The sequence below is a fragment of the Streptomyces sp. VTCC 41912 genome (genome assembly GCF_045799175.1).
GTDB lineage: Bacteria > Actinomycetota > Actinomycetes > Streptomycetales > Streptomycetaceae > Streptomyces > Streptomyces albulus_C.
The window spans coordinates 110,406-131,991 of record NZ_JBJMAB010000009.1 but is presented as its reverse complement, the minus strand read 5'-3'; the positions used below and the strand labels follow the sequence as shown (position 1 = coordinate 131,991).

General features: G+C 73.9%; 15 protein-coding genes. 9 read left to right on the top strand and 6 right to left on the bottom strand.

The genetic code is table 11. The features are described from left to right. Positions 1–111: 111 nt before the first annotated feature. Complete coding sequence (locus ACJ6WD_RS16140; RefSeq protein ID WP_233657700.1) at positions 112–1,212, bottom strand: mechanosensitive ion channel family protein; 1,101 nt, start codon at positions 1,210–1,212, stop codon at positions 112–114. Positions 1,213–1,502: 290 nt separating this feature from the next. Between ACJ6WD_RS16140 and ACJ6WD_RS16135 the strand changes: the two genes are divergently transcribed. Next, the gene (locus ACJ6WD_RS16135; protein ID WP_016575977.1) at positions 1,503–2,039 is read left to right on the top strand and encodes an HNH endonuclease; all 537 of its coding nucleotides are present in this window, start codon (positions 1,503–1,505) and stop codon (positions 2,037–2,039) included. 74 nt (positions 2,040–2,113) lie between these two features. Here ACJ6WD_RS16135 and ACJ6WD_RS16130 read toward each other — a convergent pair whose 3' ends face one another. Continuing rightward, positions 2,114–5,080, bottom strand: a complete 2,967-nt coding sequence (locus ACJ6WD_RS16130) for a beta-N-acetylglucosaminidase domain-containing protein (RefSeq protein ID WP_407616051.1) — start codon at positions 5,078–5,080, stop codon at positions 2,114–2,116. A 569-nt stretch (positions 5,081–5,649) separates the two neighbouring features. Between ACJ6WD_RS16130 and ACJ6WD_RS16125 the strand changes: the two genes are divergently transcribed. The 7 genes from ACJ6WD_RS16125 (at position 5,650) to alc (ending at position 13,038) form a co-directional block, all read left to right on the top strand. Then, complete coding sequence (locus tag ACJ6WD_RS16125; RefSeq protein ID WP_016576256.1) at positions 5,650–5,910, top strand: hypothetical protein; 261 nt, start codon at positions 5,650–5,652, stop codon at positions 5,908–5,910. A gap of 5 nt (positions 5,911–5,915) precedes the next feature. Further along, complete coding sequence (gene malQ / locus ACJ6WD_RS16120) at positions 5,916–8,093, top strand: 4-alpha-glucanotransferase (protein ID WP_407616010.1); 2,178 nt, start codon at positions 5,916–5,918, stop codon at positions 8,091–8,093. Positions 8,094–8,188: 95 nt separating this feature from the next. Next, on the top strand, positions 8,189–8,437 hold the full coding sequence (locus tag ACJ6WD_RS16115; RefSeq protein WP_016576198.1) for a hypothetical protein: 249 nt from the start codon (positions 8,189–8,191) through the stop codon (positions 8,435–8,437). Positions 8,438–8,702: 265 nt separating this feature from the next. Further along, positions 8,703–9,677: an acyl-ACP desaturase gene (locus ACJ6WD_RS16110; protein WP_233657702.1), complete on the top strand. Its 975-nt coding sequence runs from the start codon at positions 8,703–8,705 to the stop codon at positions 9,675–9,677. Between the two features lie 120 nt (positions 9,678–9,797). Further along, positions 9,798–10,736, top strand: a complete 939-nt coding sequence (locus ACJ6WD_RS16105; RefSeq protein WP_407616009.1) for a DMT family transporter — start codon at positions 9,798–9,800, stop codon at positions 10,734–10,736. 35 nt (positions 10,737–10,771) lie between these two features. Continuing rightward, on the top strand, positions 10,772–11,719 hold the full coding sequence (locus tag ACJ6WD_RS16100; RefSeq protein ID WP_331248312.1) for a LysR family transcriptional regulator: 948 nt from the start codon (positions 10,772–10,774) through the stop codon (positions 11,717–11,719). A gap of 173 nt (positions 11,720–11,892) precedes the next feature. After that, the gene (gene alc / locus ACJ6WD_RS16095) at positions 11,893–13,038 is read left to right on the top strand and encodes an allantoicase (RefSeq protein ID WP_407616008.1); all 1,146 of its coding nucleotides are present in this window, start codon (positions 11,893–11,895) and stop codon (positions 13,036–13,038) included. A 230-nt stretch (positions 13,039–13,268) separates the two neighbouring features. On the opposite strand, the gene pepN (ACJ6WD_RS16090) is transcribed toward alc, so the two are convergent. Beyond that, complete coding sequence (pepN, locus tag ACJ6WD_RS16090; RefSeq protein ID WP_233657705.1) at positions 13,269–15,857, bottom strand: aminopeptidase N; 2,589 nt, start codon at positions 15,855–15,857, stop codon at positions 13,269–13,271. A 124-nt stretch (positions 15,858–15,981) separates the two neighbouring features. On the opposite strand from pepN (ACJ6WD_RS16090), the gene ACJ6WD_RS16085 reads away from it, so the two are divergent. Continuing rightward, the gene (locus ACJ6WD_RS16085; RefSeq protein WP_233657706.1) at positions 15,982–16,503 is read left to right on the top strand and encodes a DUF1203 domain-containing protein; all 522 of its coding nucleotides are present in this window, start codon (positions 15,982–15,984) and stop codon (positions 16,501–16,503) included. A gap of 48 nt (positions 16,504–16,551) precedes the next feature. Here ACJ6WD_RS16085 and ACJ6WD_RS16080 read toward each other — a convergent pair whose 3' ends face one another. From ACJ6WD_RS16080 to pepN (ACJ6WD_RS16070), 3 genes are all read right to left on the bottom strand, one after another. Beyond that, positions 16,552–17,583, bottom strand: coding sequence for an aspartate-semialdehyde dehydrogenase (locus ACJ6WD_RS16080; RefSeq protein ID WP_016573753.1), 1,032 nt, complete (start codon positions 17,581–17,583; stop codon positions 16,552–16,554). A gap of 197 nt (positions 17,584–17,780) precedes the next feature. Further along, a complete protein-coding gene (locus ACJ6WD_RS16075) occupies positions 17,781–18,806 on the bottom strand; it encodes an endonuclease domain-containing protein (RefSeq protein WP_233657707.1) in 1,026 nt (341 codons plus the stop codon). Between the two features lie 124 nt (positions 18,807–18,930). Next, entirely contained in the window at positions 18,931–21,519 is a 2,589-nt protein-coding gene (gene pepN / locus ACJ6WD_RS16070) for an aminopeptidase N (protein ID WP_407616007.1), read from the bottom strand. Positions 21,520–21,586: the final 67 nt, after the last annotated feature.

Genomic DNA, 21,586 nt, shown 5'->3' with positions numbered 1-21,586 from the left:
CGACATCCCGGACACGAAGCGGGGCCGCGGTACGTATGACAGAGGGGCATGTGATCTGAGTCACATGCCCCTCTGTCATACGTGGGCTGCGGGGTCGCCCCCGGCCGGCGCTCACCGCCCCGACGGGGGCTCCTTGCTCAGCTGCGGCGGGATCGGTGACGTCGCCAGGGACTGCGGCGACGACGGGTTGTTGAGCGCCGACGGGGCGGCGACGGCGGCCGACGGATCGACCGGCGCGTCCTCTTCCTCCTCGGCCGCCGGGCGCGCCGCGAGGTGGATGCCGGCCGCGTCCAGCGCGTGCTTGATGCGCCAGCGCAACTCCCGCTCCACACCGCCCGCCTTGCCCGGCATGGTCTTGGCCGAGACGCCGACCGTGACGGTGTCCAGCGACACCTCGCTCAGGCCCAGCACCTCCACCGGCTCCCACAGCAGTTCGTTCCACGGCTCGGACTTGGACATCGCCTCACCGGCGTCGGTGATCACCTCGCGGGCCCGCTCCAGGTCCTGGTCCGCGGCGATCAGCACGTCGACGGAGGCGGTGGACCAGCCCTGGCTGAGGTTGCCGATCCGCTTGACCTCGCCGTTGCGGATGTACCAGATCGCGCCGTTGGCGCCGCGCAACTTGGTGACCCGCAGGCCGACCTCGATGACCGTGCCGGTGGCCACGCCCGCGTCGATCTCGTCGCCGACGCCGTACTGGTCCTCCAGGATCATGAAGACGCCGGAGAGGAAGTCGGTCACGAGGTTGCGGGCGCCGAAGCCGATCGCGACGCCGGCCACGCCCGCACTGGCCAGCAGCGGCGCCAGGTTGATCTGGAGGACCGAGAGCACCGTCATCGCGGCGGTCCCCATGATCAGGAAGGAGGCGACGCTGCGCAGCACCGAGCCGATCGCCTCCGAGCGCTGCCGCCGCCGCTCGGCGTTGACCAGCAGCCCGCCCAGTGGGGTGTGCTGCGCCGCGGACGCGGTGCGGTTCATCCGCTCGATGAGCTTGGTGATGGTGCGGCGTATCACGTGCCGCAGGACCACCGCGATCACGATGATCAAGATGATCTGGAGCGCGGACGTCAGCCACGTCCCCCAGTTCGCCTGAATCCAGTCGGCGGCGTTCGTCGCCTTCTGGGTGGCCTCGTCGAGGGAGGTCGGACCGGAGGAGCCGGACGCGGCGGTGCGCGGTGGCGCGGCGGCGGCCGTCAGGGCGGACCAGTACACAGCGGAACCTTCCGTGAGGGACAGCAGGCCCGGCCCGCTCAGGGACCCGAGGAAGCCGGGCAGATCTACCACACTAACGGGGCAACGCGGGCGGACCGCGCCTGTGTTCGATCGAACGGCGCCCGGGACGGCCGGAATGAGCAGGATCTGGAGGGATCTGCGGCGCTGTGGTGGAAAACACCTCCGGCCCGTTACCTGGTCATGGTGGCGCTCCGACCAGGCACCGGGGGACACTGTGGGGAGATCGTCCCGGCGCGAGCCACGCGCCGCCGGCGTACAAGGAGGCACCCGTGCCGCACGTCCTGGTCCTCAATGCGTCGTACGAGCCGCTCGGCGTCGTACCGCTCCGCCGCGCGCTCGTCCTCGTCCTCAATGAGAAGGCCGTCAGCCTTGAGGAATCCGGCGCCCTGATGCACAGCGCGACCCATGTCATACCCGCTCCGAGCGTGGTCCGCTTGAAGCGTTTCGTGAGGGTCCCCTTTCGGGGGCCCGTCCCCTTGACCCGCCGGGCGCTGTTCGCCCGGGACGGCGGGCGTTGCATGTACTGCGGTGGCGTCGCAACCAGCGTCGACCACGTCATCCCGCGCAGCCGCGGCGGCCAGCACACCTGGGAGAACGTCGTCGCCGCCTGCCGTCGCTGCAACCACGTCAAGGCCGACCGGCACGTCGCCGAGATCGGTTGGCGGTTGCGCCATCAGCCCGCCCCGCCGTCCGGCCTCGCCTGGCGGATCATCGGGACGGGGCATAGGGACCCGCGCTGGCTGCCCTACTTGCAGCCGTACGGCGCGGATGACGCCCTGGCCCGGATCGATGCCGTATCGGCGTAGATCCGGGCTTCTGCGTCTGTTGAGGCGGCGGTTTCGGTGTGGCGGGGGTTCCTCGGAGCCCCCGCCACGGCGCGTCACCGGCCGCGCACCGCGTACGCCTCGACGCCCCACAGCGAGTAGCCGAACCGCGTCGCCCGCTCGTCGCCCTGGATGCGGACGTAGCGGGCGTCCGCGGCGTCCATCCGGATCGCCTCCCGGCCGCCCTTGCCGTGGCGGACCGTGGCGGCGGTGCGCCAGGTGCGGCCGTCCGCCGAGACCTGGACGCGGTACGCGGACGCGTGGGCGGCCTGCCAGTGCAGGACGACCAGGCCCAGCCGGGTCGGCGCGGGCAGCGCGAACTGCAACCAGGCGGCGTCCTCGGCGGGGGAGGACCAGCGGGTCTTCGGGTCGCCGTCGGTGGCCGCCGAGGCCGGGAAGTCGTCCGTCTCGTCGCCGGAGGACGTGGCCGCCGCGCCGCGCGCCAGGTCGGGGCCGCCGGTGGGCGGGAACACCCGGAGGGTCAGCTGCCGCTCCTGCCCGGCGAAGCCGACCGTGACCCGGTATGTCCCGGACGGGGTGTCCTCGGGGACGTCCACGTCCAGCGGGACGAGCGCGGTGCCGCCGCGCGGGGCGGTCACCTCCGGGGGCGCGTGGACGGCGAAGCCCTTGGGCGCGATGACCTTCAGGGGGCCGTGCACCGCGCCGGGGCGGCGGGAGGAGAGCAGGGCCTGCACCGTGGTGCGGCCGCCGGTCTGCGCTTCGGTCTGGGTGCGGGAGAGCTCCAGGCCGGCCCGCGGGCCGTCGTCGTACCACGGGGTGAGGGCCTGCACGGACGGCTTCGGGGCGTCGTCGCCCCAGGTCAGGCGGATCGCGTCGGCGCGCAGCCCGTCGGTGCGGGTCTCCGTCCAGCCGGTCGCGGACAGCGGGCCGAGCCGCTGCCAGCCGGCCCCCGGCACGTGGGCTTCGAGGGAGGCCGCGCCGGACGCCGGGCCCGGTGCGGTGAGCGCGGTGACCGCGGTCAGTGGCCGGACCCGGGGGAAGGGCACGGTCAGTGACGTCCGGCCGTCGTCGCGGTCCGGGGTCGGGGCGCCGCCGTGCGCCCCGGTCCAGGCGTCCGCCTCGGTCATCGCCCGGTCCAGGAACGGCCCCAGGACGCCCTTGCCGACCGTCACCGGGCTCCCGTCGAGCTGCGTGCGCAGCCGCCGCACGGTGCGCTGCGCCGCCCAGGCCGCGTCGCCGTCGTCCCGGGCCTGCGCCAGCAGGGTGTCCACGGCCTGCGCCCCGGCGGTGCCGAAGCGGGCCAACTGCTCGGCCCACGGGCCGACTTCGGCCCGCAGGTCGGAGGTGAGGCCCTTGGGCGCGCTGCTCATGGCGCCGAACGCGGCCCGCAGTGCCCGCGCGGCCTTGGCGTAGTCCTCGTCGGTGCCGGGCCGGCCGTGGTTGAGGGCGGCCGCGCGGGTCTGCCAGACGCGGTCGATCAGCGGCGTGAGGTAGCCCGACTCCTCGCGGTTGAGCAGCGAGGACGCGGCGTTGCCGGCCAGCGTGCGCAGCGCCGCGCGCGCCGTGGGATCGCCGCCGGCGAGGTCGTCGATGGCCGCCTCCCAGGACTGCGCGGGCCGGTAGTCGCGCGGGTTCCAGGCGTAGTCGGCGGCGGTGAACAGCGGGATCCGGGACGCCAGCGGCTGCTCCATGGCGTTGGCGAGCAGCGCCGCCGAGCCGGTGGCGACGGCCGGTTCGCGGCCCGTGTAGGGGCCGAGGAAGATCCGGTCCTGTGCGTAGTCGTTGACCGGGTAGTTGTCCATGGTGACCAGCGGGTGGCCGAACGCCTCGCGGGCGGCGGACAGTTCGCCGCCGGTGATGGTCCGCGGAACCACCCCGACGCCCGTCCAGGCCACCTCCACCCGGTCGTTGAGCGCCGCCGCCAGCGCACTGCGGTAGGCGGTCGCGCCGTCCTGGTAGAACTCGGTCGGCATCAGGGACAGCGGGGCGGCGCCGGGGTGCCGCTCGGCGAGGTGCCGGGCCAGTGCGTTGGCGACGCCCGCCTGGGCCTTGGCGGCGGCCTGCGGCCCGGTCCCGAAGGTCTCCGCGTCGGCGGCGCAGTGCCATTCGCTGTAGCTGACGTCCTGGAACTGGAGCTGGAAGGACCGCACGCCCAGCGCCCACATCGCGTCCACCTTGCGGCGCAGCGCCCGCAGGTCGTCCGCCGAGGACAGGCACATCGCCTGGCCGGGCGCCACCGCCCAGCCGAGCGTGACGTGGTTGGCGCGGGCCCGCTCGGCCAGCGCCCGGAAGTCGGCGCGCTGCGCGGCCGGGTAGGGGTCGCGCCACCGCGCCTGCCGGTAGGGGTCGTCCCCGGGCGCGTAGAGGTACTGGTTCTGCTTGGTGCGGCCCATGAAGTCCAGCTGGGCCAGGCGCTGCGGCCGGCTCCACGGCTGTCCGTAGAAGCCCTCGGTGGTGCCGCGGACGCCGGTGGCCGGCCAGTCCCGGACGGTCACCGAGGCCAGCTGCCGCGCACCGGCCTCGCCGGCGGGGGCGTCGGTGACGAGCTGGCGCAGGGTCTGGGCGGCGTGGAAGAGGCCGTCCGGGCCGACGCCGTCCAGTGCGACGGTGTCCCGGTCGGCGACCTGGCCCACGGCCAGGCGGTAGCCGCCGGACGGCAGGTCGCCGCGGGGCGGCACCCGCAGCGCCCGTAGGGCGTCGTCGGCGGGCGCCCCGCCGACCAGCAGCACCGGCCCGCCCGCGGGTGGCCGCTCACCGGGCGCGATCTGCCGGACGGTGCGCACTCCGGCGTCCCGCAGCAGTCCGCGCAGCACGTCGAGGGCGTACGGGTCGGTGTCCGGCGCGGCCACCAGCACCGCCGTCGGGCCGAGCGGGACGGCCGCGCCGAGCCGCCGCATCGACTGCGGGCGCGGCCAGACCGCGGGCGGCGCACCGGCGTCGGCGGGGCGGTCGGGCCGGTCGGGGGTGCCCGCCGCGGGGCCGGTCGGGGTCGCGTGGGCGGCCGGTGCGCCGCCGAGCAGCCCTCCTATGACGGCCGCGGCCAGTGCGGTGGTCCCGGCCAGCCGCGCCCGGCTGCCACCCCTGCCCGTACCGGCCCTACCGCCCCACACGCCCCGGACTCGCACGGTCGCTCCTCGTCCCCGTCTCTCGCGCTCACCGGCTCCCGCCGGTTCCCCCTGTGGCCCGCCGCCCGGCCGCCGCGTCGCCACCGCGCGCCCGGGCCCGCCCGGTCGACGGGGGCCGCGGTGCGGGTGGGTGGTCGTGGTGCGGGTGGGGCGGCACCGCGGGTTCCGTCACCCTCAGTGCCCGTTCGGACAGACCTTCGGCCGTGAGCCCACCATTGTGCCGGAGAGGGTGTCAACCGGGCCCGTCCCGCGCTCCTGGACATCCGTCGGGGCGGCCCCTCCACGACCCGTCTTTATGACCCGGACATGACATGTCCCCACCGCAGGAATTGCGCCCCGAGGCGGCGTCGTCCGGCGTTCTGTGCGCCACACGGCGCTCCCCGCCGCGAAATCGCCGGCACGGGCCCTACTGTGACGTGAGTCACGTTTACTGGGTAGAGACGTCTGCTCTCGTGTCGACTGGGTAGGGCAGACGTGTCCCACTACCGATGAACGGGAGGCCCCTCGTGGCCGCATCCGCTCAACTCCTCCTCGACGCGCTCGCCGCGAAACCCTGCGGCGAGCCCGGGCTCTTCGACGGGGTGTCCGGCCCCGACTCCGGCCTGGAGGGCTCCGGCTCGTTCAGCTTCGCCGAGCCGCCGCTCACCAGCGAGCCCCCGCTCGCCGACAGCGCCCCGCTCACCAGCGAGGTCCCCATCTCCGCCGAACTCCCGCTGACCAGCGAGCCGACGGCCACCGGACTGGGCACGGAGTCGATGGAGGTCTGAGCGCCATGGGCCGCGCCCGGCTCGCCCGGCTCCACGGCATCGCCACCTCCTACGAGCCCGCGCCGGGCCGCACCGTCCACGTCTCCGACGACACCGTCGTCGCGGTGCTCGCCGCACTCGGCGTCGACGCCTCCACCCCCCAGGCCGTCCGCACCGCCCTCGCCGCCCACGAGCGGACCGCCGGCCGGGCCCTGCTGCCCCCCACCGTCACCGCCCGCAGCGGCCGCGCCCCACGCCTGCCCGACCTCCCCGACGGCACCGTCCTGCGCGTCGGCACCGAGGACGGCACCGTCCTCGGCGCGGAGGTGCGCGACGGCACCCCGCACGGCGGCACCGAGGACCCGACCGCGCTGGCCCGCCTCCCGCTCGGCGTCCACGACCTCCGCGCCGACGCCCCCGACGGTCGCAGCGCCCGCGCCCACCTGATCGTCGCCCCCGACGCGGTGCCCGCCCCGCCCGGCCGCAGCCACGGCTTCCTGGTCCAGCTCTACTCCCTGCTCTCCCGGCACTCCTGGGGCATGGGGGACCTCGGCGACCTCGCCGACCTCGCCGCCTGGTCCGGACGCGCCCTGGGTACCGGCTTCGTCCAGCTCAACCCGCTGCACGCGGCGGTCCCCGGGGCGCCCACCGACCCGTCCCCCTACCGTCCCTCCTCCCGGCGCTTCCCCGACCCCGTCCACCTGCGCATCGAGCAGGTCCCCGAGTACGCCCTGCTGACCGGCGACGCCCGCGTGCGGGCCGACGAACTGGCCGCCCGGGCCCGCACGTTGCGCGAGGACGTCCTCGACCGCGGCGGACTGATCGACCGGGACGCCGTCTGGGCCCTCAAGCGGGAGGCCCTGGAACTCCTCGCCGCCGTCCCGCTCAGTCCCGGCCGGCGCGCCGCCTACTGCGCGTTCCTCGCCGAACAGGGCCGGGACCTGGACGACCACGCCACCTGGTGCGCGCTCGCCGAGCGGCACGGCTCCGACTGGCGCGGCTGGCCGACCGGACTGCGCGACCCCCGCTCCCCGCAGACCGGCCGGATCCGCCACGACCTGCTGGACCGGATCGACTTCCACTGCCGGCTCGCCTGGTTCACCGACCAGCAGTTGGCCGCCGCCCAACGGGACGCCCGGGAGGCCGGCATGGCCATCGGGCTCGTCCACGACCTCGCCGTCGGCGTCCACCCCTCCGGCGCGGACACCTGGGCCCAACAGGACGCCTTCGCCGCCGGCATGTCCATCGGGGCGCCCCCGGACGCCTTCAACTCCCGGGGCCAGGACTGGGGTCTGCCGCCCTGGCGCCCGAACGCCCTGGCCGGGTCCGGCTACGCGCCCTACCGCGCCCTGCTGCGCGGTCTGCTCCGGCACGCCGGCGCGCTCCGCATTGACCACGTGATGGGCCTGTTCCGGTTGTGGTGGGTCCCCGAGGGCCGGCCGCCCACCGAGGGCGCCTACGTCCGCTACGACGGCGAGGCGATGCTCTCCGCACTGGCCCTGGAGGCGCACCGGGCCGGCGCGGCGGTGATCGGCGAGGACCTGGGCACCGTCGAGCCGGGCGTCCGCGAGGCGCTCGCGGAACGGGGCGTCCTGGGCACCTCGGTCCTGTGGTTCGAGCGTGCCTACGGCAACGGCGACGCCGCGACGGACGGTGCCGCGACGGACGGCGCCGCGGCCGGCGGTGCCGGGGATCCGGCGCCGGCGTCGGAAGGGACCGTGGCCCCGGCCCGGATCCTGGCCCCCGGCGAATGGCGGGCCGGCTGCCTGGCCACCGTCACCACCCACGACCTGCCGCCCACCGCCGCCCGGCTCGCCGGCGACGACGTCGCGCTGCGCGCCCGCCTCGGCCTGCTCGCCGGCCCGCCCGAGCGCGAGCGCTCCCGGGCCGCCCACGAACTGCGCGAATGGCTCGGCGCGCTCACCCGCCACGGGCTGCTGCCCAAGGGCGTCCGCGACGAGGAGGCGGTGGTCCGGGCCGTCCACCGCTTCCTGCTGCGCACCCCGGCCCGGATGGTCGGCATCTGGCTCCCGGACGCGGTGGGCGACCGCCGCCCGCAGAACCTCCCCGGGACCTGGGACGAGTACCCCAACTGGCGCCTGCCCATCGCCGGCCCCGACGGCCGCCCGCACACCCTCGAAGAACTGGCCGCCTCGCCCCGCCTGCACGCGCTGATGCGGGAGCTGGCCACCGCCGCGCCCTGAGCCGGCACGGCCCGCGGCGCCGGTCCGGCCTGCCGGGACGTCGCTAGCCCCACCCCGGACGCGCGCGGCCGAGTGCCGTCCGCTACGTTGAACGGGTGAGCAACAAGGTCAAGAACACCGCCCTGCGCGCCGGAACCATCACCGCCGGCACCGCGCTGATGCTGCTGATGTCGTCCCCCGCGTTTGCGCTCACCCGCGACGACGGTGACGACCCGGGTCCGGGCCTGAACGTGATCCAGACGCTCGGCCTCTACGTCGTGACGCCCATCGTGCTCTTCCTCGTCATCGCCGGGCTCGTCGTGATGACCGACAAGTCCCGCAAGCAGGCCAAGTCCAAGGGCTGACGACAGTCTCGCGCGGGCCGCGCGCCCGCATCCGCGACGCCTTCACAAGGGGCGCCCACCGGTTCTTCCCGGACCGGTGGGCGCCCCTTTGCGTTGCCCGGCAAAGGTCACGAAAAACCGGACATGGAGCGTCAGTTGCGGATGTTCCGGGTGATTCACCCCTTGGGGAAGTGTTTAACCGGGCCGTACCTACGATGGCGTAACCTACGGGGCCGTAAGTCCAAACCTACGGAGCCGTAGGTCCGTCGTCCCCTGGAGTTCCCTCGTGACCATCGCCCCCGACCGCCTCGACGGAGCGCGCGGCCAGGCCGCCTGGACCGACGCCCGGCTGCTGTACGCCCTCGAAGAGGTCGTCGAGAAGGAGCTGAACCGGCACCTGAAGGTCGCCAAGGAATGGATGCCGCACGAGTACGTGCCGTGGAGCGACGGGCGGAACTTCGACGGGGTGCTGGACGGCGAGGCGTGGGCCCCCGACCAGTCCAAGGTGACCTCGATCGGCCGCACCGCGCTGGTGGTCAACCTCCTCACCGAGGACAACCTCCCCAGCTACCACCACGAGATCGCCACCCTCTTCGGGCGGGACGGGGCGTGGGGCACCTGGGTCCACCGCTGGACGGCGGAGGAGGGTCGGCACGGCATCGTGATGCGCGACTACCTGCTCACCAGCCGTGCCGTCGACCCGGTCGAGCTGGAGCGGTTCCGGATGGCCCACATGTCCGCCGGGTTCGAGTCCGACAACGCGCACAGCATGCTGCACTCGGTGGCCTACGTCGCCTTCCAGGAGCTGGCCACCCGGATCTCGCACCGCAACACCGGCCGGCACTCCGGCGACCCGGTGTGCGACCAGATGCTGGCCCGGATCGCCAACGACGAGAACCTCCACATGGTCTTCTACCGCAACCTCCTCGGTGCGGCCTTCGAGCTGGCCCCCGACCGGACGATGTGCGCCGTGCGGGACGTGGTCACCGGCTTCCGGATGCCCGGCCACGGCATGCCCGGCTTCGAGCGGGCCGCCGTGCAGATGGCCCTCGGCGGGATCTACAACCTGCGGATCCACCACGACGACGTGCTCCAGCCGGTGCTGCGCCACCTGAGGGTCCTGGAGCGCGGCGGGCTGGGCCCGGAGGGGCTCGCCGCCCAGGAGGAGCTCGGGGCGTTCCTGGAGGGCCTGGACGGGCAGGCGCGCCGCTTCGACGAGCGGCAGGCCGCGATCCTGGCCCGCCGGGCGGCCCGCGGCTGAGTGCCGCTTCGACCATTCCTTTCAGTTTCCCTGAAAGGAATGGTCTGAATTATTCGATGGACCTGATGGTTGGCTGACTGCCACGGTGGATCCGTATCCACCATCGAGGGAGAGGAAACCGTGGCAGTCCTGGAGCGGGCCCGCGCACACCGCACACCGTCCACGCAGGCCGTGGGGCTGACCCTGGCCCTGACGGCGACCGTCGTCTGGTCCGGCAACTTCGTCATCGCCCGGGCCCTGCACGACACCGTGCCGCCCGTCCAGACCGCGTTCTGGCGCTGGATCATCGCCTTGCTGGCGGTCGCCCCATTCGCCCTGGGGCAGGTCCGCCGGGAGTGGCCGGTGATCCGTCGGCATCTCGGATTCCTGTCCCTGGCCGCCCTGTTGGGCGTCACGCTCTTCAACACCCTCATCTACACGGCCGGGAAGAGCACCTCCGCCACCAACATGGCGATGATCGCGGCGGCTTCGCCGATGATGATCGCCCTCTTCGACCTGATCGGCGGCCGGCGCGGCGGTCGCGAACCGCTGGGCGCCCGCCGCGCCGCGGGCATGGTGCTCGCCCTGCTGGGCGTGGTCACCCTGGTCGGCAAGGGCTCGCCCGCCGCGGTGCTGCACCTGGACTTCGCCGGCGGCGACCTGTGGATGCTCGCCGCCACCGCCACCTTCGCCGGCTACAGCGCACTGCTGCGCCGCCGCCCCGAGGGGATCGGCGGGCTCTCGTTCCTGTTCGCGACGTTCGCACTGGGCGCCGCGATGCTGCTGCCCGCCTACGCCGTCTCCCTCGGTGTCGAGGGCGGCTTCCCGCTCACCGCCGGCACGGCCGGACCGCTGCTCTACATCGGCGTGTGCTCCTCCGCCGTCGCCTACTTCACCTGGAACAAGGCGATCGCCCTGGTCGGCGCCGCCCGCGCCGGGGTCGTCTACTACCTCCAGCCGGTCTGCGTGGCGCTGCTCTCGCTGGCCGTCCTGGGAGAGGGCATCACCGCGGTGCAGGTGCTCTGCATGGCGCTGATCGTCGCCGGGGTGGCCCTGGGGGCGGCGGGCGGCAGACGGTGACCGGACCGGCCGCGCCGGGTGCGTACGCTGCCCGCATGGCCGACTGGGACATCAAGAAGCTGCGCATCCTGCGCACCCTGGAGGAATTGGGCACGGTCACCGCGACCGCCGAGGCGCTGCACATGACGCCCTCGGCGGTTTCGCAGCAGCTGACCGGGCTCGCCAAGTCCCTCGGGGTGACGCTCCTGGAGGCGCACGGCCGGCGGGTCCGGCTCACCGGCGCCGCCCAACTGGTGCTGCGGCACGCCGAGGCGGTCTTCGCGCAGCTGGAACGGGCCGACGCGGACCTGCTCGGCTACCTCCAGGGCGAGGCCGGCACGGTGCGGGTCGGGGCGTTCTCCACTGCCATCCCGGCCCTGGTGGTGCCGGCCGTCCAGGAGCTGCGCCGCACCCACCCGGGCCTGGCCGTGACCGTGCGGGAGGCGGAGGCGGAGGCCGCGTACGAGCTGCTGGCCGAGGGCAGCGTCGACCTGGCGCTGTCGCTGGCCGCGCACGCGCCCACCCCGCGCGACCCGAAGTTCAGCCGGGTCTCCCTGCTCGCCGACCCGTTGGACGTGGCGCTGCCGGCCGGCCACCCGTTGGCCGCCGAGCCGGGGCTGCGGCTGGCCGACCTGGCCGGCGAACCGTGGATCTTCGGCAGCAGCGGCCCGTGGTCCCAGATCACCACCGCCGCCTGCGAGAACGCCGGGTTCGTCCCGGAACAGGCGCACTCCGCCGCCGACTGGAGCGCGATCTGGGCGATGGTCGCCGCCGGGATGGGCGTGGCCCTGGTGCCCCGGATGGCGATGGCCGGCGGCCTGCGGGCCCCCGGGCGCGGCAGCGGGGTCGCGCTGCGGGTGCTCCACGCCGACCAGCCGCGCCGCCACGTGGTCGCCGCCGCCCGGCGCGGCTCCGAAGGGGCGCCCGGGCTCGCCCGGGTGCTGGCCGCGCTGCGGCAGGCGGCCGCCGCCCAGGCGGCCGTGGGCCGCACCGGCGGCGAGTGACCCCGACGCCGTGGGCCGGCCGCCGGCCCGAGCGGACCGAAAGCGTCCGCTCAACCGCGACCTTTCAGTCCCGCTGAAGATATTCCTCACGAACTTTCGATGGACCTGTCGGGTGTTCTGCTGCGACGGTGGACCGGTCCCCAGCACCGCACGCAGGAGCAGAAGGGAAACGCATGTCCGCCACCCCGGCCGCCGATTCCACCGATCCGCACGCCAACGACGCCCAGCCGTACTCCGGCGGCGACCCGTACGCCGACTACCGCGGCGGTGACTTCTCCTTCACGTCGCTCGTCGACCTGGCCGACCGCCGCTTCGGCGCCGGTGTGATCGCCGCCAACGACGAGTTCTTCGCCGAGCGGGAGAACCTGCTGAAGTCGAACCCGGCGGTCTTCGACCCCGAGCACTTCGGTCACAAGGGCAAGATCATGGACGGCTGGGAGACCCGGCGCCGCCGGGGCGCCGACGGCGACCACCCCTTCCCCACCGAGGACGAGCACGACTGGGCGCTGATCCGCCTCGCCGCCCCCGGCGTGATCCGCGGCATCATCGTCGACACCGCCCACTTCCGCGGCAACTACCCGCAGCAGGTCACCGTCGAGGCCACCGCGCTGCCCGGCAGCCCCAGCCCCGAGGACCTGCTCGCCGACGGCGTGAAGTGGGAGGAGCTCGTACCCCGCACCCCCGTGCGCGGCCACGCGGCCAACGGCTTCGAGGTCACCGCCGAGCGCCGCTTCACCCACCTCCGCCTCAAGCAGCACCCCGACGGCGGCATAGCCCGCCTGCGGGTCTACGGCGAGGTCGTCCCGGACCCGGAGTGGCTGGACGTCCTGGGCACCCTGGACCTGGCCTCGGTGATGCACGGCGGCACCGTCGAGGACGCGTCGGACCGCTTCTACTCCTCGCCCACCCAGATCATCCAGCCCGACCTGTCGCGCAAGATGGACGACGGCTGGGAGAACCGCCGCCGCCGGGTCCGCGGCACCAACGACTGGGTGCTCTTCAAGCTCGCCGCGCAGGGCGAGGTCCGCGCCGTCGAGATCGACACCGCCTACCTCAAGGGCAACTCGGCCGGCTGGGCCCGGCTCTCCGCCTGCGACGGCAACCCGGACGACGCCTCCTCGTGGTTCGAGGTGCTGCCCAAGACCAAGCTCCAGCCCGACACCCCGCACCGCTTCGTGCTGCCCCGCCGGGTCACCGCCACCCACGTCCGCCTGGACGTCTACCCCGACGGCGGCCTGGCCCGGATGCGGGTGCACGGCGACCTCACCGAGGCCGGCCGGGCCGAACTGGTCCGCCGCTTCGACGAGCTGAGCGGCTGATCCGCCCGTCCCGCCGGGCCCCGTAGGAGGGGGACGGGGCCCGGCGGTCCGCCCCGCGCGCGCCGCGCGGCGGGGCCACTCGACCCGCCCGGCGGACGGTCACGCTCCTGACGCCCGTCCGCCGGGCGATTCCACCTCGCGGGCCCGGGCCCGCAGCAAGGGCGTGCCCCCGGAACCGCACCGGTTCCGGGGGCACGCCCCTTCTCGTACCGCTTCTCGTACCGCGCCGGTCAGGCCCCGGCGGCCGCGTCCGCCGCCCGGGCCTTCAGCGCCCGCTCGACGCCGGCCCGCGACTCGGTCACCAGGCGGCGCAGCGCGGGGCTCGGGTCGACCTGCGCCAGCCAGGCGTCGGTGGCGTCCAGGGTCTCCTGGGAGACCTGGAGGGCCGGGTAGTGGCCCACCACGATCTGCTGCGCCATCTCGTGGCTGCGGCTGTCCCACACGCCCTTGACCGCCGCGAAGTACTGCGCGGTGTACGGCGCCAGCAGCTCCCGCTGGTCGGGCTGGACGAAGCCGGCGATGACGGCCTCCTGCACGGCGTTGGGGAGCGCGTCGGACTCCACCACCGAGGCCCAGGCCGCGGCCTTCGCCTCCGCGGTCGGCCGGGCGGCGCGCGCCGTCGCCGCGTGCCGCTCGCCCGCCGACGTCGCGTCCCGCGCCAGCTCGGCCGCGATCTCCGCCTCGTCGGCCCGGCCGGTGGCCGCCAGCCGCTCCAGCAGCGCCCAGCGCAGCTCGGTGTCCACGGCGAGCCCGGGCAGCTCCTGGGTGCCGTCCAGCAGGCCCTGAAGGAGGTCCAGCTGCGCGTCGGTGCGGGCCGCCGCGGCGAACGCCCGGGCCCACGCCAACTGGTGGTCGCTGCCGGCCTCGGCGGCCCGCAGGTGCGTCAGCGCCGCCTCGGTCCAGGTCGCCAGGCCGCTCTCGCGCCACTCCGGCGCCGCGTACAGGTCCAGCGCCAGCTTCACCTGGCGGTGCAGCGACTGGACCACGCCGATGTCGGTCTCCTTGCCGATGCCGGAGAGCACCAGCGCCAGGTAGTCCCGGGCCGGCAGTTCGCCGTCCCGGGTCATGTCCCAGGCCGAGGCCCACGACAGCGCCCGCGGCAGCGACTCGGTGAAGTCCCCGAGGTGCGCGGTGACGACCTTCAGCGACTGCTCGTCCATCCGCACCTTGGCGTAGGACAGGTCGCCGTCGTTGAGCAGGATCACGTCCGGCCGGCGGAAGCCCGCCGGGAACGGCACCTCGGTCCGCTCGCCGTCCACGTCCAGCTCGACGCCGCCGGTGCGGACCAGCTTGCCGTCCGTCAGGTCGTAGTAGCCGATCCCGATCCGGTGCGGCCGCAGCACCGGCTCGCCGGTCGCCCCGGCCGGCAGCGCCGGCGCCTCCTGGCGCACCGCGAAGGCGGTGACGGTACCGTCCTCGGCCACCTCGATCTCGGGCCGCAGCACGTTGATGCCGGCCGTCTCCAGCCACTTCTTCGACCAGGTGGCGAGGTCCCGGCCGCTGGTCTTCTCCAGCGCGCCCAGCAGGTCGCTCAGCCGGGTGTTGCCGTAGGCGTGCGCCTTGAAGTACGCCTGCACGCCCTTGAAGAACTCGTCCATGCCGACGTAGGCCACCAGCTGCTTGAGGACGCTGGCGCCCTTGGCGTAGGTGATGCCGTCGAAGTTGACCAGGACGTCGTCCAGGTCGTGGATCTCCGCCATGATCGGGTGGGTGGACGGCAGTTGGTCCTGCCGGTACGCCCAGGTCTTCATGGAGTTGGCGAACGTGGTCCAGGAGTGCGGCCACTTGCTGCCCGGCGCGTACGCCTGGCAGGCGATCGAGGTGTAGGTGGCGAACGACTCGTTCAGCCACAGGTCGTTCCACCACTCCATGGTGACCAGGTCGCCGAACCACATGTGCGCCAGCTCGTGCAGGATCGTCTCGGCACGCACCTCGTAGGCCGCGTCCGTCACCTTCGAGCGGAAGATGTACTGGTCGCGGATGGTGACCGCACCGGCGTTCTCCATCGCCCCGGCGTTGAACTCCGGCACGAAGAGCTGGTCGTACTTGGCGAACGGGTAGTCGTAGGCGAACTTCTCCTGGAACCAGTCGAAGCCCTGCCGGGTGACCGCGAAGATCTCCTCCGCGTCCAGGTGCTCGGCCAGCGACGGCCGGCAGTAGATCCCCAGCGGCACCGACCGGCCGTCGGCGCCCTCCCAGGTGCTGTGCACGCTGTGGTACGGCCCGACGATCAGGGCCGTGATGTAGGTGGAGATCCGCGGCGTGGGCGCGAACCGCCAGACCGTGCCGTCCGCGCCGACCGGCTCCGGCGTCGGCGAGTTCGAGACCACCGTCCAGCCCTGCGGCGCCGTCACGGTGAACTGGAAGGTGGCCTTCAGGTCCGGCTGCTCGAAACTGGCGAACACCCGGCGGGCGTCCGGCACCTCGAACTGCGTGTAGAGGTAGGTCTGCTGGTCCACCGGGTCGACGAACCGGTGCAGCCCCTCACCGCTGTTGGTGTACGCGCAGTCGGCGACCACCGTCAGCTCGTTGCGGCCCTGCCGCAGCCCGGACAGCGCGATCCGCGAGTCCTCGAACACCGTCGCCGCGTCGAGCGCCGTGCCGTTCAGCACCACCTCGTGCACGGTCGGCGCGACCAGGTCGATGAACGACGCCGCGCCGTCCTCGCCGGCGACGTCGAACCGCACCGTCGTCACCGACCGGAACGTGCCGCTCCCCTCCTGTGCCCCGCTCAGGTCCAGCTCGATCGCGTACGCGTCCACGGTCAGCAGGCGCGCGCGCTCCTGGGCCTCTTCCCGGGTCAGATTCGTACCAGGCACCCGTCCCTCTCCTTCACGATCGGTCATATCGCAGCGTCCGGCCATCCTTCCACGGCGCCGCCGCGGCCAGGACGACGTCCGGATCCCGCCAGCGGCCCGGCCGCGGAGCGCCGAACCTGTCTGCATGACGACGTACGCACCGCTTCCGATCCCGGCCGCCACCCTCACCGAGCTGCGCGGCACCGACGACGCCGGCCGCCCCATGGAGCCCTACACCGCCCGCGCGGACGGGGCGCCGGTGGACTGCGTGGGCAGCCCGCTGCGCTGCTGCCTGCGGGCCATAGAGGAGGGCGAGCGGGTCGCCCTGGTCTCCTACGCGCCGCTGCGCCGCTGGGCCGCGGAGACCGGCGCCGCCCCGGGGGCCTACGACGAGCAGGGACCGGTCTTCATCCACGCCCAACCGTGCCCCGGGCCGGACCCGGCCGCCGACCCCTACCCGCACGCCCGCGCCGGGGCCCTGCGGACCCTGCGGCGCTACGACCGGCAGGGCCGGATCGCCGGCGGGCGGTACTTCGAGATCCCCGAGGACGCCGGAGCCGGCTTCGAGGCGGCCTTCGACGAGGCGTTCGCCGACCCCGAGGTGGCGGCCGTCCACGTCCGGGCGCTGGAGTACGGCTGCTTCCTGTACGAGGTGCGCCGCCCCTGACCCGGCGGGGCGCCGCAACGGCCGCGGTGCGTGCCGTGGGCGGGCGGGTCAGCCGCGCAGCTCGGCGGCGACCAGCTCGGCGATCTGGACGGCGTTCAGCGCCGCGCCCTTGCGGAGGTTGTCGTTGGTGACGAACAGCGCGAGGCCGTTGTCGACGGTCTCGTCCCGGCGGATCCGGCCCACGAAGGAGGCGTCCTGGCCGGCGGCCTGGAGCGGGGTGGGGACGTCGGAGAGCGCGACGCCGGGGGCGCCGGCCAGCAGCTCCTGGGCGCGCTCGGGGGAGATCGGGCGCGCGAAGCGGGCGTTGACCTGGAGGGAGTGGCCGCTGAAGACGGGGACGCGGACGCAGGTGCCGGACACCTTCAGCTCCGGGATGTCCAGGATCTTGCGGCTCTCGTTGCGGAGCTTCTGCTCCTCGTCGGTCTCGTTCAGCCCGTCGTCGACGATCGAGCCGGCCATCGGCAGGACGTTGAAGGCGATCGGGCGGACGTAGGTCTCCGGGTTCGGGAACTCCACCGCGGCACCGTCGTGCGTCAGCTTGGTGGCGTCCTGCTCGACGACCTTGCGGGTCTGCCCGTCCAGCTCGGCGACGCCGGCCAGGCCGCTGCCGGAGACCGCCTGGTAGGTGGCGACGACCAGGGAGACCAGTCCGGCCTCCTCGTGCAGCGGACGCAGCACCGGCATGGCGGCCATGGTCGTGCAGTTCGGGTTGGCGATGATGCCCTTGGGCCGGTCGGTGATGGCCTGCGGGTTGACCTCGGAGACCACCAGCGGCACCTGCGGGTCGCGGCGCCAGGCCGAGGAGTTGTCGATCACGACCGGGCCGGCCGCGGCGACCTTCTCCGCCAGCGCCTTGGACGTGGTGCCACCGGCCGAGAAGAGGACGATGTCCAGACCGGAGTAGTCCGCGGTGGCCGCGTCCTCGACCGTGATCTCGGTGTCCTGCCAGGGCAGCGTCCGTCCGGCGGACCGGGCCGAAGCGAACAGCCGCAGCTGCTCGACAGGGAAGTTGCGCTCGGCGAGAATGCGCCGCATCACGCCGCCGACCTGTCCGGTCGCTCCGACGATTCCGATCCTCATGGGACTCCTTCTTTCTGACCTGGCCCGCTGGCCTGGCTCCGGGTGTCTGCTGGAACACCTGCTCAGTGGCGCTCCCATCATGTGTGTGAGACCCGTCGCCTTGTCCAATCCATTCCAATAGATGGAGAAGCGGACCGCACGGTTGCGCACGGAGCGTGCCCGACGATTGCGGAACGTCACCCTCCGTGAGGGCGTGGTCAGCGCGGGAGGACCACCACGTACCGCGGCGGCTCCCGGTCGGCTGCCGCCATCAGTGCCGTGCGCACCACCGTGGCCTGCTGCTCCGGGGCCTCCCGCAGGGTCCGCGGCCGGCAGCGGACGAGGGTGATGCCCAGCCGCTCCAGGTGCTCGCGGTGCTCGTCCCGCTCGGCGTCGGCGGGGCCGTGGTCGGACGGGCGCGGGGTGCGGGCGTCGATCTCCACGGCCACCCCGTACTCCGGCCAGTACGCGTCCACCCCACCCAGGAACGGGCCGCCCGGCAGCCGCAGGTCGACGTTCCACAGCGGGTCGGGCAGTCCGTAGGCGTGCACCAGGCCGTAGAGCCGCTGCTCGGCCAGGGCCCGCCCCTCGGCCATCAGGGCGTCGACCGCGTCCACCACGTGCGGCCGGGTCAGCAGCCGGGCCCGGCTCAGCTCCCGCACCACCGAGGCGGCCTCGCAGTGCCCGCCGCGCACCGCCTCGGTCAGCAGCCGGCGCACCAGGGTCCCGTCGGTGAGGCCGGCCACCGCGTCCGCCAGCGCCCGCGGGACCGGGGCGGTGGGCACCCCGGTGACGTCCTGCGGGTCCGGCAGGTCCGCGCCCCGGAGGATGTCGGCGAAGCCCGCCGAGCGCAGCCGCCGGGTGCGCGCCACCAGCACCTCGATGCGGTCCAGGGACAGCAGCGGAGGGGCGGCGGCGAAGCCGTGCAGGGCGAGCGCCGCCAGTCCGGTGATCATCGGATCCCGGGCGGCCTCGGCGCTCCGCGGCTGGCTCGGCACGGACGGGCCGCGGTGGCGGGCGTAGAGCAGCGCGGCGTGCAGCCGCTCCTCACTGGTGGGCGGGCCCTGGTGCAGCAGGTGCACGCCGGGCAGCAGTTGCTGCCAGGGCCCGCCCGGCCGGCAGCGCTCGGCGATCTCGGCCGGCGGCACGCCGTGCGCCCGGAGCTGATGGGTGGTCAGCACCGGGCAGTGGCCGTCCGCGAGGTGGTGGAGGGGGAGCGGGGAGAGCGGGGCGTCGTGGTTCATGCCCGGCAGATTCCCGGTCCCGCTCCACCCCCTAACCGCTGTTACCCGCCTGTGGCACAAGCGGGACAATCCCGCCCTCAAGTACGGGCGTTCGACGGCCGATTGGGGCTGGTCCGGCGCCGGGTTACGGCCTGGGCCCGGCCGCCTCGTCACAAGCCTGTGCACGCAGCGCCCGCGCCAGGTCGTCCTGCTCCTCGCGCACCAGTCGGCGCAGCGCCGGCGCGGCCTCGGCGTGCTCGGCCAGCCAGGCGTCCGCGGCGTCCAGCGCGGCCCGGTCCACCTGCCAGGACGGGAACAGCCCGCGCACCACCGACATCCCGATCTCGATGGACCGCTCCCGCCAGATCCGCTCGATCGCCGCGAAGTAGTGCGGCGCGTACGGCACCAGCAGCTCCCGCTGCGACGGCTGCGCGAAGCCGCTGATGGTCGCCTCGACCAGGGCGTTGGAGAGCGCGTCGGAGTCGATCACGTCCGCCCAGGCCGCCGCCTTGACCTCGGCCGAGGGGCGGGCGGCCAGGCAGCGCACCTGGTGCCGCTTGCCGGACGCGGTGTCGTCGCGGGCCAGTTCGGCGTCGATCGCCGCGGCGTCGGCGACCCCGTGCGCGGCCAGCGGCAGCAGGAACGCCCAGCGCAGTTCCTGGTCGACCGCCAGCCCGTCGATCTTCGCGGTGCCGTCCAGCAGCCCCTGGAGCAGCTGGAGGTCGGCCGCGGTGGTGGCCACCGCGGCGAAGTGCCGGGCCCAGCTCAGCTGGTGGCCGCTGCCCGGTTCGGCCAGCCGCAGTTCGCGCAGCGCGTTCTCGGCCAGCTCGCGGGTGGCCCGCTCGCGGTACTCGGGCGCGACGTAGTGCTCCAGTGCCGCCTCCGCCTGGCCGAGCACCGACTGGAGCACCCCGATGACGGGCTCCGCCCCGGCGAACCGCCGCACCAGGTCCAGGAAGTCGCGGGCCGGCATCAGCCCGTCCCGGGTCAGTCCCCACACCGCGGCCCAGCACAGCGCCCGCGCCAACGGGTCCGTCAGGTCGCCGAGCCGGGCCCGCAGGGTGGCCAGCGACCCCTCGTCGAAGCGCGTCTTGCAGTACGTCAGGTCCTCGTCGTTGACCAGGACCAGCTCCGGCCGCTCGATCCCGGCCAGCTCCGGCACCGCGGTCCGCGGCCCGGCCACGTCCACCTCGGCGCGGGCGTAGCGCACCAGCGCCGAGTCCGCGTCGAGGCGGCGGTACAGGCCCACCGCGACCCGGTGCGGCCGCAGCTCCGGGTGGCTCTCCGACGCCTCCTGGAGGATGCTCAGCTCGGTGATCCGGTCCTGCGCGTCGTAGGTGATCTGCGGGGTGAGGGAGTTGACGCCGGCCGTCTGGAGCCAGGCGCGCGACCAGGCCGCCAGGTCCCGTCCGGAGGTCTCCTCCAGCACCGCCAGCAGGTCCGCGAGGCGGGTGTTGCCGTAGGCGTGCCGCTTGAAGTAGCGCCGGGCGCCCTCCAGGAACGCGTCCTGGCCGACGTACGCCACCAGCTGCTTGAGGACGCTGGCGCCCTTGGCGTAGGTGATGCCGTCGAAGTTGAGCTTGGCGTCCTCCAGGTCCCGGATGTCGGCGGTGATCGGGTGGGTGGAGGGGAGCTGGTCGGCCCGGTACGCCCAGGACTTGCGGCGGTTGGCGAAGGTGATCCAGCCGTCGGTGAAGCGGGTCGCGCCGACCTGCGCGAAGCTGCCCATGAAGTCCGCGAAGGACTCCTTCAGCCACAGGTCGTCCCACCAGTCCATGGTGACCAGGTCGCCGAACCACATGTGCGCCATCTCGTGCAGGAGGACGTTGGCGCGCCGCTCGTAGGACGCCTCGGTGACCTTGCCGCGGAAGATGAACTCCTCGCGGAAGGTGACGCAGCCGGGGTTCTCCATCGCGCCGAGGTTGTACTCCGGCACGAACGCCTGGTCGTACTTCCCGAACGGGTACGGGAAGTCGAAGTGGTCGTGGAAGAAGTCCAGTCCCTGCTTGGTGACGGCGAAGACGTCGTCCGCGTCGAAGTGCCGGGCCAGCCCCTTGCGGCACAGCGCGCCCAGCGGGACGGTCAGCTCGGTGCCGTCCTCGAAGGTGCGGCGGTAGGTGTCGGTGACGTAGTGGTACGGACCGGCGACCACGGCGGTGATGTACGTCGAGATCGGCTTGGTCGTCGCGAAGCGGTGCCGGCCCGCCTCGGCGGGGCCCTCCTGGGCGCCGTTGCTGAGCACCAGCCACCCCTCGGGCGCGGTCACCTCGAAGGTGAACGGGGCCTTCAGGTCGGGCTGTTCGAAGGTGGCGAAGACCCGGCGCGCGTCGGCGGGCTCGTACTGGGTGTAGAGGTAGACCTCGCCGTCCTCGGGGTCGACGAAGCGGTGCAGCCCCTCGCCGGTCCGGCTGTAGGCGCACTGCGCGTCGACGACCAGGGTGTTCTCGGCGGCCAGGTCGGCCAGCGCGATCCGGGTGCCGTCGAAGACCGCGGACGGGTCCAGCTTCCGGCCGTTGAGGGTGACCGAGCTGACCGAGGGCGCCAGGAGGTCCGCGAAGCTCGTGGCGCCGGGCTCGGCGCAGCGGAAGCGGATCGTCGTGCGGGAGCGGTACGTGGCCGCGTCCGCGCCTCGGGCGACCGCTGAGCGGACGTCCAGCGCCACGTCGTACCCCTCGACCGTCAGCAGCCGGCCCCGCTCACGTGCCTCTTCCCGGGACAGATTCTCACCTGGCACCGCGCGCCTCCCTCACCCTCGTCTCGGATATCGAACACCGGGAATCATGGCACGCGCGCCGTCGGTT

Coding starts and splice junctions, on each gene's coding strand:
- malQ (WP_407616010.1), top strand. CDS start 5,916: ATGGGCCGCGCCCGGCTCGCCCGGCTCCACGGCATCGCCACCTCCTAC.
- ACJ6WD_RS16100 (WP_331248312.1), top strand. CDS start 10,772: ATGGCCGACTGGGACATCAAGAAGCTGCGCATCCTGCGCACCCTGGAG.
- alc (WP_407616008.1), top strand. CDS start 11,893: ATGTCCGCCACCCCGGCCGCCGATTCCACCGATCCGCACGCCAACGAC.
- ACJ6WD_RS16085 (WP_233657706.1), top strand. CDS start 15,982: ATGACGACGTACGCACCGCTTCCGATCCCGGCCGCCACCCTCACCGAG.
- ACJ6WD_RS16080 (WP_016573753.1), bottom strand. CDS start 17,583: ATGAGGATCGGAATCGTCGGAGCGACCGGACAGGTCGGCGGCGTGATG.
- ACJ6WD_RS16075 (WP_233657707.1), bottom strand. CDS start 18,806: ATGAACCACGACGCCCCGCTCTCCCCGCTCCCCCTCCACCACCTCGCG.